Origin of the sequence: Shewanella sp. MM_2022_3 (genome assembly GCF_022557375.1) — a bacterium.
Classification (GTDB): domain Bacteria; phylum Pseudomonadota; class Gammaproteobacteria; order Enterobacterales; family Shewanellaceae; genus Shewanella; species Shewanella xiamenensis.
The window spans coordinates 18,305-31,952 of record NZ_JAKZGV010000050.1 but is presented as its reverse complement, the minus strand read 5'-3'; the positions used below and the strand labels follow the sequence as shown (position 1 = coordinate 31,952).

The following is a 13,648-nucleotide window of genomic DNA, read 5'->3' as shown; positions in this document are numbered from 1 at the left end:
TACCAAACAAGCATTAACTCCCCCACCAAAATATTAGATTAATGTTTTACTCAACCAACTTAATTAAGCGCTATAGTTTTATATTCGACCCACAGTAAGCTACAGGCAAGCTCATAGCTAATCATCACTTTAGAGAATCGCATAAATCAGCCAAGGCAATCAGTGCCTTGGCTTTTTCTATTTATATTTAAGCGTTTCTTGCTTTATGGGCTAAGCCCAAATTTACACCTAATCCAACACAAAGCAGTGCACTGAATGTGACCACCATACCTAAATGGTGAATGATTCCTGCGCCGCCTAAACCTAGTCCCAACAGAATGTAATAAAACAGTCCGAAGAGTGCGCCAGCAGAGCCCGCATAGGCGCGGTAGTTTGCCAGAGCCGAGCTGAGTATGTTCGGAATCGCTATCCCGTAAGCAATCACAATCAAGAGCATAGGCGCTAAAAAGTAAACATTATTCAGCCCTAAAACAGTCGATTGGAATAGCCAAATACCCAGTCCACCAACAAGTGCGATAACACTGGCGAAGCGAACCAACCGGGCGCTAGCGTAGCCTCGACCCAGCAATATTTTATTAACATAACTGCCAAGGAATGCGCCAAAGCCCAATAACAAGCCACTAGTACCGAAGGCAAGCGTCGATAACCCTTGCGCCTCAAACATAAATGGCGCCAGTGAAAAGTAGCTAAACCACATCAGGTTAAACGCCGCCACCAGCAAGGTGTTTTTAATAATCCCGCCGTCGGTAAGCATCTTAATCGCTAACTTGCCTATCGCGATTTTCTGGGTGTGTGCGGGTTTGGTTTCGGGTAACAATTTTACCGATAAAAATAACAGCACTATGGCAGAAACCATCAGTGCGACAAACACACCTTGATATCCCCAATAGGCACTGAGAACACTGCCCATTAGCAATCCGATCACCGGGCTAATTCCAAGTGACATGCCCATCACAGAAAAGACTTTGGCTAATTCTTCGCCGCTGTAGCTGTCACGCATCATGGTTTGGGTAATCACAGAGCCCACTGCCGCACCAAACGCCGACAATACTCGGGCCAGTAACAATAGGTTAAAGTCGCTCACCATCAAGGCTAAGGCTGAGCCAATGGCATAACAGACTAATCCCGCGAGCATGGCTTTGCGGCGACCAATAATGTCGGCTAAACGGCCCCAGCAAAATACCCCGATGGCAAAGGCAATAAAGTACACAGATAAGGTTTGCGATGCGCCAGCAATCGACACGGCAAAGCTTTGTGCAATATTAGGCAAGGCTGGGCTATAGATGGTTTCCATTATTTGCGGAAACATCATTAGCAGCACAGCGAGCCCTAATGGTGGTTTTATATTCATGATTTCGATTCAATTTCAGTAAACCAAATGAGCTGGTTAACCAAAATGTCGCTCCATACTTGTCAAAGATGGCGCAGTATAGATAGAATCCACACCAGACAATTAGCAACACTTAGACAATAAACATCAAAAATAGGACAAAATGGCCTTTATTCGACCTGAACATCAATTTAATCCAGATCTGTTGGATAATCTGGTCATTGGTATTGCCGCAGACATGGGGGAACACGACTCGGGAGTGCATCACCACGAGAAGGCGCAGCTACTGTACGCTCCAGCAGGGGTAATGACATTTACCCTAGCCGAGACTCAAGTAGTGTTACCGCCGACACGTGCGGCTTGGTTACCAGCAGGCGTTGAGCACAGCGTCACCATGCGTAATGTGGTTGCCTATCGCTCACTCTACTTTGAGCCAGAGACGGTCAACTCATTGCCCGATAAGGTCACTATTTTCCAGGTGAACCCGCTACTTAAGGCGTTAATCGACACTATGTCATTTTGGCCTTGGGACAAACCAAGAAGCACTCAACACCATGCTTTTGCGCTGCTATTAGAAGAATTAGGTAATGCTACGGAAGAAATTTTGGCGTTACCGCTCCCACAGGATAAACGTTTAAAAACCTGGCTTGCGCAACTGCAACAACATCAAAAAGTACCTGCCATCCTTAAAGATATGGCCATCGAAATCGGTGCCAGTGAGCGCACAATTAGCCGTATTTTTAGTACGCAGACAGGTATGGCTTATCAAGCTTGGCGCCAGCAATGGCGTTTACTCTCGGCCATTGAACAATTAGCGGCGGGAGCATCGGTGGCGCAGGTGGGCTTTAATTTACACTTTTCCAGCGACAGCGCCTTTATCAGCTTTTTTAAGCAATATACCAGCACAACACCGGCGCAATACTTTAAATAATCAATCCATTAACCTAACTAAAAATCCGTTAAGCAAAGCTAAACTCGGCCATTCCCTATTAGATCCATTGCTGTTTTTGCCTGCTCGCACCATTAGCTACCTTGCTGTGCTATAGTGCACAGAGTCTTCCAACTGATAGCCATAACTTATCCCTTGAAAAGAATCGCCCTCTTTGTCGATGTGCAAAACATTTATTACACCTGCCGTGAGGCCTATCAGCGCCAGTTTAACTTTCGTCAACTCTGGCAACACTTGAGTGCGCAAGGAAATATTGTCAGTGCTGTCGCCTATGCCATTCATCGAGGTGATGATGGCCAGCTTAAGTTTCAAGATGCTTTGAGACATATCGGCTTTGAGTTAAAACTTAAGCCCTTTATCCAGCGCAGTGACGGATCAGCAAAGGGAGATTGGGATGTTGGGATCACAATTGATGTACTCGATACCGCTCCCAATGTGGATACCGTAATACTGCTTTCTGGCGATGGTGATTTTGCAATCTTGCTTGAGAAAATAACGCAAAAATATGACGTTAAGACAGAAGTCTATGGCGTCCCCCAACTGACAGCAAAATCACTGATGGATGCAGCAACACAGTTTAATCCGATTGATGATGCCTTACTGCTCTAACAACAATGAATATTAAGCTGAAAATTCTTGGGTTGATAATTGATAAAAATTATCTATATCTGCCAACAAAATACTGTAAACACCTGCATCTAACTGCCCTTTATCGACCATGGGCTGCATAATGTCGCCAATCTCTGATAGCGATAAAGAGCCTCGATAGGGTCGCTTTTGAGTCAACGCCTGAAAAACATCGACCACAGCAAGAATACGCGAAGGTAAATCTAATTGTCCCTGCTGCTTACTGAAGGGATAGCCTGAACCATCGAGACGTTCATGGTGATTTGAGGCCCATTCGCCTATTACAGACTTAGGGAAAAAACGATGTAAAGTATGCTCTGTATCAACGGTATGACGTTTGACAATCGAATACTCTTCCTTTGTTAATTTGCCTTCTTTATGCAGCAACAGGTCAGGCGTTTTGAGCTTACCGACATCATGTAATAATCCCGCAACGTACAACAATTCAGCATCGGTATCTGATACACCGCAGTCCTTTGCCACTAATTTTGCTAACAGTGCGACTTTTTCTGAATGGTGAAATGTAAAGGGACTCTTAGCATCAACTATTCGAGCTAAAAATCGCGCTAACTGCTTTACCCCGTCAATATCTAATTCTTTGTCGTAAAAGTGATTAGCTTTGAACTCCAGACCTAATAACTCAATATGAGTTGCATCCATGTTGTACCAAAAGCCATCCTTTTTGACCAGTTGACACATTGCATTGACCATTTCTGGTTCAAATAAGGTTCCACTATGGGCCAATAAATTCTCTGCGACCATACTTTCATGCAATGTAATCAGCTCCTCATGACAACCATGCGTATATCTGGCTCTTAAAAAGTCGGTACGATCCGCTAAGAAAATCAGTGCTGCAATATCACGGTCAAATACGGAAAGCTCATGGGATTGCAACTCAAGCCAAGGTGTGTGGTGGTAAAGAACGACAGGCGCAAAAACATCTAAAATCGGGCATTTAAGCAATGCCTCATAGCCACGTTGACTATGACACTGCGCATCTTCTGGCTGCATTAATTTGAGCAGACGTAAGTGCTCTTCGGAGGAAGAAACGCCGCAATCATGAATAAGTCCGGCAAAATAGGCGAACTGCTTTTTTTCATCGGGCCAGCCGAGCACATTCGCACATTCGTAAGCCATATAGCCAACTCTATGTCCGTGGTGCAAATCGTCCACCCCAACAAAATCCAATGCCGTCGCAACGGCTAATAAAGCATGCCTTACATCAATATTGACTTTGAAGTCATGGGGCTGAAAGGCATTCATTGAATTTTCCTAATAAATTATTTGTCCCTCACTAAAATATAGTCAATACCTTGATAATTAGCTGCAAAATACAAAAAAGACCTGAAATTTCAGGTCTTTTTATCGATATAAAATAGAACTTATAACACAGCCAAGTTAGACCTCCGATGCTGTACTATGACGGGCGCGTTTTGCTAAGGCATAGTAAAACAATGGTGTCAGGATCAAACCAAACAGCGTCACCCCTATCATACCGGCAAATACTGCCACGCCCATGGCTTGACGCATTTCAGCCCCCGCGCCCGTTGAGAACACCATAGGCACCACGCCCATAATAAAAGCGATAGAGGTCATCAAGATGGGGCGTAAGCGTAAGCGCGCTGCCTCAAGAATCGCCTTCATCACTTCCATACCATGGTCTTGTTTTTCTTTGGCAAATTCGACAATCAGAATCGCGTTCTTGGTCGCTAAGCCCACGAGCACGATAAGACCAATCTGGGTGAAAATATTATTATCACCGCCATAGATAAGCACGCCACTGAGCGCCGAGAGTAAGGTCATTGGGATAATTAAGATAATCGCCAATGGCAAACTCAAACTCTCGTACTGGGCGGCGAGCACCATAAACACCAGCAGGATCACCAGAGGGAACACTAACAAACCTGTGTTACCGGCGAGGATTTGCTGATAGGTCAGCTCAGTCCACTCGTAGGTCATGCCTATCGGCAAGGTCTCGGCGAGGATTTTCTCAATCGCCGCCTGCGCTTGACCCGAACTCACACCCGGTGCTGGGCCACCGTTAATCTCAGCCGTGGTGAAACCGTTATAGTGCATCACGCGATCGGGCCCCGCGCTCTGGCTCACATTGATAAAGGAGCCAAGTGGGATCATATCGCCATTCACATTCGGCACTTTTAGCTGACTAATCTGCTGTGGGCTTTGACGGAATGCTTCGTCGGCCTGCATATTCACCTGATAGGTTCGACCGAAACGATTGAAGTCGTTGACATAGGTCGAGCCCATATAGGTTTGTAATGTCTGGAAAATTTGATCGAGCGACACTGCCTGCTGTTTCGCTTTAGTTCGATCGATATCCAGTTCAAGTTGTGGCACGTTCACTTGATAGCTGGAGAAAATCCCCGCTAATTGTGGATCGGCCCACGCCTTGTACATCACTTGTTGGGTCACCTGATACAAGGCCTCATAACCAAGGTTGGCTCTGTCTTGAATTTGCAGACGGAACCCTCCAATAGTGCCGAGGCCTTGCACAGGTGGCGGCGGGAAGATGGCAATAAACGCATCCTGAATACCAGCAAATTGCTGATTCAACTGTCCTGCAATCGCATTCGCTGACAGTTCAGGGCTCTTACGTAACTCAAAATCATCTAGGGCAACAAACACTACGCCTGAATTAGGACTGTTAGTAAAACCGTTGATACTCAGGCCTGGGAAGGCAATCGAGTGCGCCACACCGGGGTGATTCAAGGCGATATCGGACATTTTCTTGATCACCGCATCGGTACGCTCGAGTGAGGCCGCATCCGGTAATTGGGCAAATGCCACTAAATACTGTTTATCTTGGCCGGGTACATAGCCCGTTGGAGTATTCACAAATTGCACGCCCGTAAGCGCAACCATGCCCAGATACACCAGTCCGATAATGCCGCCAAAACGGATCACCTTACGTACTACATAGCCATAACCCTCTGAGGCACGGCTAAATAAACGGTTAAAAGGAGTAAATAACCAACCACCAAACAGCTTATCCATTAACCGTGTGAGCGCATCTTTAGGCGCATCATGGCCCTTGAGTAACAGCGCCGATAACGCAGGGCTCAAGGTGAGCGAGTTAATGGCCGAGATAAAGGTAGAGATAGTGATAGTCAGCGCAAACTGCTTATAAAACTGCCCCGTTAATCCGCTCATAAAGGCGGTAGGAATAAACACCGCGGCCAACACTAAAGTGGTTGCCACAATAGGCCCAGTCACTTCCTTCATCGCCTTTTGCGTTGCGGCAATTGGGCTTAAACCCGAAGCGATATTTCGCTCCACGTTTTCTACCACCACGATGGCATCGTCGACCACAATCCCGATAGCCAGCACCAGACCAAACAATGATAGCGCATTGAGCGAGAAGCCCATCAAGTGCATAAAGGCGAAAGTACCCACCAAAGACACAGGCACGGCCACCAGCGGAATAATCGAAGCGCGCCAAGTCTGGAGGAACAGCACCACCACTAACACCACTAAGAGCACGGCTTCAAGTAAGGTTTTGATCACAGCTTCAATCGAGCCACGCACAAACACGGTCGGATCGTACACAATTTCGTATTGCAGCCCTTCGGGGAATGACTTCGCCAGTCTTGCCATTTCGGCGCGCACATCGTCGGAGATTTGAATCGCATTTGAGCCCGATGCTTGGAATACCGGAATAGCGACCGCATCCTTGTTATCCAGCAATGAACGCAGCGCATAGCTGGTTGCACCGAGTTCGACACGCGCCACATCCTTAAGACGGATCACCTCACCGTTTTGACCGACCTTGATAATAATGTCTTCGAATTCTGACAGTTCAGTCAGACGCCCCTTAACGTTAATCAAGAGTTGGAAGTCGGCATTACCACTAGGCTGCGCCCCTAAACTGCCCGCTGCCGCTTGCTGATTTTGCTCACGTACGGCGGCAATAATTTCAGCTGGCGACATGCCAAGCGCCGAGACTTTATTCGGGTCAAGCCAGATCCGCAGACTATATTCGCCCGCACCGAATAAACGCACCGCGCCCACGCCTTTGATGCGTGCTAACTCATCTTTTACGTTGAGCGCCGCGTAGTTAGACAAATACAGCATGTCATAACGGTTATCCGGCGACAGTAAATGCACCACCATGGTTAAGTCTGGCGATGATTTTTCGGTCACAATCCCGAGGCGTTGAACCTCCTGTGGTAAACGCGGCATAGCACGGTCAACCCGGCTCTGTACTTGGGTTTGCGCCCTGTCCACATCGGTGCCAATGGCAAAGGTGATGGTCAAGGTCATGCGTCCATCGGACGTCGCCTGCGATGACATATACAGCATGTCTTCGACGCCGTTGATTTCCTGCTCTAAGGGCGAGGCAACCGTTTCGGCGATGACTTTAGGGTTAGCGCCAGGGTAGTTGGCGGTGACCACGACCGTTGGTGGCACCACTTCAGGGTATTCGGTAATAGGTAACTGCCAGACGGCAATCGCCCCTGTGATAAAAAACAGCAGCGAGAGAACGGCTGCAAATATCGGTCTTTTAATAAAAAACTGCGACAACATTCTGTTGGATTCCTTAACCGCGGCTCGCTACTTCAACGTCTGGGGTGGTGATATTTTCTTGATGTTTATCAAGTAGTAATTGAGCTTGTCGAAGCGCCTCTAGCTGTTCGCTGTCGGCCATATCGACCAGGTGTGGCTCAATTTGCATCTTAGGACGAACCCTTTGCATGCCATTGACGACGATTTTGTCGTCTGCCGCTAAACCTTGCTTAACAATGCGTAAACCTTGAACTTTTTCACCTAGGGTGACACCGCGATACTCCACGGTGCCATCGTTTGCCACTACTAAAACGAACTTATTGTTCAGATCCGTGCCCACGGCTTTATCATCGATTAAGATACCGTCATAGGCGCCGCTACCGGCGGTACGTAATCTGGCGAACAAACCAGGGAGCAGGCTGTTGTCCTCATTGCTAAACGTGGCACGTACTCGAATAGTGCCCGTCTGACTGTCCATAGAGTTATCGACAAAGTCCACTAGACCTATGTGTTGATATTCGCGTTCGTTAGCCAGCGCCATATACACGGGATTATCGCCTGCACGAGGGTCTTTACGCTTTTTCTCGGCGGTTAACTTGACGTATTTCAGATAGGTTTGCTCATCCACATCGAAGTAGGCATACATGCTGGCGGTCGACACTAAGCTAGTTAATACACTCTGCCCCGCAGACACATAGTTACCGGCGGTGACATTGGCGTAGGAGGCACGGCCATCAATCGGCGCGCGCACTTGGGTGTAATCTAAATCCAGTTCGGCGCGCAGCAGCGCCGCTTTCACAGAGGCTACAGCCGCCGCGGTTTGACGTTTATTAGACTCGCGGGTATCAAGTAACTCGGCCGAGACCGCCTTTTGATCAAACAACTTACGGGCACGCTCAAGGTCGTTAGTGGCCAGTTGCTCAGCAGAGAGCGCGCTAGCAAGCTCTGCTTTTAACCGGGCCACTTCCGCTTCGAACACACTCGCATCGATACGGAATAGCACATCGCCTTTTTTCACTAAGGCGCCTTCTTTAAAGTTTACCGACGCGATATAACCAGACACGCGTGGCACTAAGGTCACACTTTCTGGCGCCTGCAAACGGCCGGTAAATTCATCCCACTCGGTAACGCGCTCATGCAATACCTGCGCAACATCGACCTTAAGTGCACCTTGAGCAGGGCTTTGCTGTGCAGCTGGTTTACCACAGGCCGAAAGGACAAACGCCGCCACGGCAGTCAACATCAATATCCGTAAAGGTGGGTTACTTTTCATCTTACAATCCTCATGTGGCAGGCATTTATCTCGTTTAAGACAGACATCAGTGATGGACACTCGGTCAACACCAATAAATACCGACTGGTAAAAAATATTATGTACTGAGCGGTAATATATAGTGTAAAATGACCCTGTCAACTTATTTTGTACCGATAGGTATTTAATTTTTGTGACAGCTTGAAACCATGCAGTTAAGCCTTTAAGGTAATTAGCCACAGCGAACGTGCTATGTGAGCTTGAATGGACGATATATTTTGGTGAGTTACGCACCTAACCCGCAGACAGCAGGCAAGAGTGGCTGGACATGAGCTAAACCCATGTCTATCCTAGGGGCAATTGAGAATTGAGGAGCCTAATGATGTCAACCGTCACCCAGACGCCCTGCGTAGGTCGCCCACGAGCCTTCGATGCCGACGATGCTTTGGCTAAAGCCTTAGAAGTCTTCTGGCGAAAAGGTTTTGAAGGTACATCGTTAACCGATCTCACTCAGGCCATGGGCATCAACAAACCCAGCCTATATGCCGCCTTTGGTAACAAAGAGCAGCTGTTTCTGAAAGCGATCGAGTTATACGAGCAGCGCCCCTGTGCATTTTTCTATCCTTCGCTTGAAAAAGAAACTGCCTATCAAGTGGTTGAGTCCATGCTACTTGGCGCTGCAACGTCCTTGGTAGATGAAAACCAACCCCATGGCTGCTTGATTGTCCAAGGCGCTCTCGCCTGTAGTGAAGCTGGACAAGCCATTAAAGAAACCCTGATCACCCGTCGCCGTGATGGTGAGCAAGCATTATGCGAACGCCTGCAACGAGCAAAGGATGAGGGCGATCTCCCCGAAGATGCCGATCCGCTGCTGCTGTCTCGATACATTGGCACAGTGCTACAAGGCATGGCCGTACAAGCAACCAATGGCATTTGCCCCAATGAATTACGTAAAGTGGCGGAGTTAGTGTTAGCTAACTTTCCGAAAAATAACCAGTGATAGCACGATTAGCATATAACGATTAACATAAACCCCAGTGAACACTGGGGTTTATGCTTTTAAGACGCTAAAAAAATCGAGATTAATATCGTGATTAGTGCTGAACTTGGTGGGTAACTAAGCTTGGACGCAGCAGATTGTCATGGACGGGACAACGATTACACACAGTATCTAAAAACTCATTCTTTTCTGCATCGGTTAAGTCGGCGTCTATGCTGGCATTGATGGCGATTTCTTTAAATCCAACAGGATCGTCCGAGGGTTGGCCTAATAATCCCGCCGAATTCATCACGGCTCTCACATGCACATCAAACCGATGAATGGTGATATTACGTTCACGCGCAACCATCTTAGCTATCGCAGAAATGCAGCCACCAAGCGAGAATAAAAAGGTCTCTAAAGGGTTAGCTCCTTCATTGGTAGCGCTGGGTTGATCAATAACCAGCAAATGCTCCCGCACCTGCGCTGTAACCTTCCAACCGCTTGCCATATGTGTGGTGACTTCAACAACTTTTTCAGCCATAACAAACTCCATTAGTTTTTTTTCAATCAGATTATTCTAATAATGTTAACATGAAAAGTCACAAGCTAAGATCACAGTTTATAAAGTCAGGTTAGTAAGTCGGTGTAAGAGTTTAACCTACCTGTCTAGGGTGTAAGGTTTTAATTAAATCGCGATACATGTCAGTTATTCTGCACAGACAAACCAATGAAAATCCAAGCCATCGAAGTAAAAAAGCATTAAAAAGCCCCTTTCAATAACATTGAAAGAGGCCAAGTATGGGTTAAAGGGTTATCGCACTATCTACTTATAGCACTATCCACGTTGCCTTGATTTCAGTGTATTTATCAAAGGAATGTAGAGATTTATCTCGGCCATTACCCGATTGCTTATATCCACCGAAAGGTGCCGTCATATCACCGCCATCATAATGGTTAATCCACACCATACCACTACGCAATGCTTTAGCCGTTTTATGCGCCTTGCTGATATCAGCTGTCCAAACACCTGCCGCTAAACCGTAAATGGTATCGTTAGCGATCGCTATCGCCTCCTCCATACCATTGAATTCAATGACAGATAATACAGGGCCAAAGATTTCCTCACTGGCAATTTTCATTTGGTTTTTCACATTTGAAAATACCGTTGGCTGCACATACACACCGCCCGTTTCGGCCAGCACTTGTTGTCCACCATGCACTAAGCTCGCGCCCTCATCTTGGCCCGCCTTGATATAGCTTAAGATGGTATCTAATTGCTGCTTATCGACCACTGCGCCGCTAACGGTAGCTGGATCCAGTGGATGCCCAGGCTGCCACGAGGCGAGCTCTTCTGCTATAAGTGCAATCAGCTGATCTTTAACACCAGCTTCCACCAGTAAACGCGAGCCTGCGGTACAAACTTCACCTTGGTTAAAAGCAATGGCTTCAGCGGCAGCCACAGCCGCTGCTTTAAGATCAGGCGCATCGTTAAATACGATGTTCGGGCTTTTACCGCCCGCCTCTAACCAGACCCGCTTCATATTCGACTCGCCAGCATAAATCATTAATTGCTTGGCGATTTTTGTTGAGCCAGTAAAGACTAAGGTATCGACATCCATATGCAGCGCCAGTGCTTTGCCGACGGTATGGCCATAACCCGGCAATACGTTTAGCACACCTTTAGGGATCCCAGCTTCAACGGCAAGTTCGGCAATACGAATGGCGGTGAGCGGTGATTTTTCAGAGGGTTTAAGGATAACACTGTTCCCCGTCACGAGTGCAGGGCCTAACTTCCAACAGGCCATTAGTAGCGGGAAATTCCAAGGCACAATCGCTGCCACCACGCCTACAGGTTCACGAGTAATCATGCCGATTTCATTATGCGCCGTCGGCGCCAGCTCATCGTAGAGTTTATCAATGGCTTCCCCCGACCAACGGATGGCACGGGCAGCGCCGGCAATATCTACCGCCTTTGAAAAACGTATCGGTTTACCCATATCCAACGTTTCTAACAGAGCGAGTTCATTGGCATTTTCTTCCAACAATTCGGCAAAACGGATCATCACTTGCTTACGTTTAACAGGAGCGGCCTTTGACCATACCCCAGACTCAAAAACCTCACGAGCATTAGCCACGGCGATATTGGCGTCCATCAAATCGCAACTGGCAACTTGCGCTAATAAACGGCCATCGATTGGACTGATGCAATCAAAGGTATTGCCTGATGTCGCATCTCGATACTCGCCGTTAATAAAAGCCTTACCATTGATTGCTAGGCTTGCAGCGAGGTTTTCCCAATCGCTCCGTGTTTTAGGTGTACTCATGATGACCTCTTAATCGTTTGTATTCGTTTATTTTATCTTTATTGGGATAAGGGCTATCTCGACTAACAACTGCCAAAGATGACCTAAGGCTGTAACTGCTGCCTAGATTACGCTTTTAAGACATCAAAATTCAATATTTTTTACAAAAATAGCATTTTTGCCACAAATAACTGCACACGCCTCTTCCATGTTCATTATTTCTAACATAGCATAGCAAATATTAGCCACTCTTAACGAAGACCTGACCCCATTTAACAAGGAAAAGGACAAGGTAAACATCTATGGCCGACTCACCCAACAATCTCGCCCACGAGCATCCTTCACTTGAACACTATTGGATGCCTTTTACCGCCAATCGCCAATTTAAAGCGAGCCCTCGATTACTCGCCAAAGCTGAAGGCATGCATTACACAGATATCAATGGCAACAAGGTATTAGACTCAACCGCGGGGTTATGGTGTTGTAATGCGGGCCATGGTCGACGTGAGATCAGTGAGGCCGTCAGCAAACAAATTCGAGAAATGGATTACGCTCCCTCCTTCCAAATGGGCCATCCCATCGCTTTTGAACTGGCCGAACGTTTAACCGAACTCAGCCCAGAAGGACTCAACAAAGTATTCTTTACCAACTCAGGCTCTGAGTCGGTTGATACCGCGCTTAAAATGGCACTTTGCTACCATAGAGCCAATGGCCAAGCGTCACGCACCCGCTTTATTGGCCGTGAAATGGGTTACCATGGCGTAGGATTTGGTGGGATCTCGGTGGGTGGTTTAAGCAATAACCGTAAAGCCTTCAGCGGCCAGCTATTGCAAGGCGTGGATCACCTGCCCCACACCTTAGACATTCAACATTCCGCCTTTAGTCGTGGCTTACCAAGCCTCGGTGCTGAAAAAGCAGAGGTATTAGAACAATTAGTCACACTCCATGGCGCCGAAAATATTGCTGCCGTTATTGTTGAACCTATGTCAGGTTCTGCAGGGGTAATTTTACCACCTCAAGGCTACTTAAAACGCTTACGTGAAATCACTAAAAAACACGGCATCTTATTGATTTTCGATGAAGTCATTACCGCATTTGGCCGTGTAGGTGCAGCATTCGCCAGCCAACGTTGGGGCGTTATCCCCGACATCATCACCACAGCTAAAGCCATTAATAATGGCGCGATCCCAATGGGCGCCGTGTTTGTGCAGGATTTTATTCACGATACTTGTATGCAAGGCCCCACCGAACTTATCGAGTTTTTCCACGGTTATACCTATTCGGGCCACCCAGTCGCTGCCGCCGCAGCACTCGCCACGCTCTCCATCTATGAAAATGAGCAGTTGTTTGAACGTAGTTTCGAGCTTGAACGTTATTTTGAAGAGGCTGTTCATAGCCTCAAGGGGTTACCCAATGTGATTGATATTCGCAACACCGGATTAGTCGTGGGTTTCCAGCTTGCGCCTAATAACGAAGGCGTTGGCAAACGCGGTTATCGGGTGTTCGAGCGCTGTTTTCATCAAGGCACGCTCGTGCGGGCAACGGGCGATATTATCGCCATGTCCCCACCACTCATTGTTGAGAAACATCAAATTGACCAAATGGTAAATAGTCTCAGCGATGCTATTTATGCCGTTGGATGATGCACCATTTTCAATCACACGCCCAGAAATTAGGGAAAATA

Annotated in this window: 10 protein-coding genes; 4 read left to right on the top strand and 6 right to left on the bottom strand. The window is 47.3% G+C overall.

What is annotated here, in order from left to right:
* Positions 1-187: 187 nt before the first annotated feature.
* Positions 188-1,351, bottom strand: coding sequence for a multidrug effflux MFS transporter (locus tag MMG82_RS18045; RefSeq protein WP_047534738.1), 1,164 nt, complete (start codon positions 1,349-1,351; stop codon positions 188-190).
* 142 nt (positions 1,352-1,493) lie between these two features.
* Between MMG82_RS18045 and MMG82_RS18040 the strand changes: the two genes are divergently transcribed.
* Positions 1,494-2,261: a helix-turn-helix transcriptional regulator gene (locus MMG82_RS18040; RefSeq protein WP_047534735.1), complete on the top strand. Its 768-nt coding sequence runs from the start codon at positions 1,494-1,496 to the stop codon at positions 2,259-2,261.
* Between the two features lie 153 nt (positions 2,262-2,414).
* A complete protein-coding gene (locus MMG82_RS18035; RefSeq protein ID WP_047534734.1) occupies positions 2,415-2,888 on the top strand; it encodes an NYN domain-containing protein in 474 nt (157 codons plus the stop codon).
* 12 nt (positions 2,889-2,900) lie between these two features.
* On the opposite strand, the gene MMG82_RS18030 is transcribed toward MMG82_RS18035, so the two are convergent.
* From MMG82_RS18030 to MMG82_RS18020, 3 genes are all read right to left on the bottom strand, one after another.
* On the bottom strand, positions 2,901-4,169 hold the full coding sequence (locus MMG82_RS18030; RefSeq protein WP_047534731.1) for an HD-GYP domain-containing protein: 1,269 nt from the start codon (positions 4,167-4,169) through the stop codon (positions 2,901-2,903).
* Between the two features lie 135 nt (positions 4,170-4,304).
* Positions 4,305-7,448, bottom strand: coding sequence for a multidrug efflux RND transporter permease subunit (locus MMG82_RS18025; protein ID WP_047534728.1), 3,144 nt, complete (start codon positions 7,446-7,448; stop codon positions 4,305-4,307).
* Positions 7,449-7,461: 13 nt separating this feature from the next.
* A complete protein-coding gene (locus tag MMG82_RS18020) occupies positions 7,462-8,700 on the bottom strand; it encodes an efflux RND transporter periplasmic adaptor subunit (RefSeq protein ID WP_047534725.1) in 1,239 nt (412 codons plus the stop codon).
* Between the two features lie 358 nt (positions 8,701-9,058).
* Here MMG82_RS18020 and MMG82_RS18015 point away from each other — a divergent pair, with 358 nt between their 5' ends.
* Positions 9,059-9,679, top strand: coding sequence for a TetR/AcrR family transcriptional regulator (locus tag MMG82_RS18015; RefSeq protein WP_037421077.1), 621 nt, complete (start codon positions 9,059-9,061; stop codon positions 9,677-9,679).
* A gap of 94 nt (positions 9,680-9,773) precedes the next feature.
* Here the strand turns inward: MMG82_RS18015 and MMG82_RS18010 are convergent, their stop codons facing one another.
* Together MMG82_RS18010 and MMG82_RS18005 are read right to left on the bottom strand one after the other, a co-directional pair.
* A complete protein-coding gene (locus MMG82_RS18010; protein ID WP_047534723.1) occupies positions 9,774-10,202 on the bottom strand; it encodes an OsmC family protein in 429 nt (142 codons plus the stop codon).
* A gap of 286 nt (positions 10,203-10,488) precedes the next feature.
* Entirely contained in the window at positions 10,489-11,985 is a 1,497-nt protein-coding gene (locus MMG82_RS18005) for an aldehyde dehydrogenase (protein ID WP_241407232.1), read from the bottom strand.
* A 281-nt stretch (positions 11,986-12,266) separates the two neighbouring features.
* Between MMG82_RS18005 and MMG82_RS18000 the strand changes: the two genes are divergently transcribed.
* Positions 12,267-13,607, top strand: a complete 1,341-nt coding sequence (locus tag MMG82_RS18000; protein ID WP_172591546.1) for an aspartate aminotransferase family protein — start codon at positions 12,267-12,269, stop codon at positions 13,605-13,607.
* Positions 13,608-13,648: the final 41 nt, after the last annotated feature.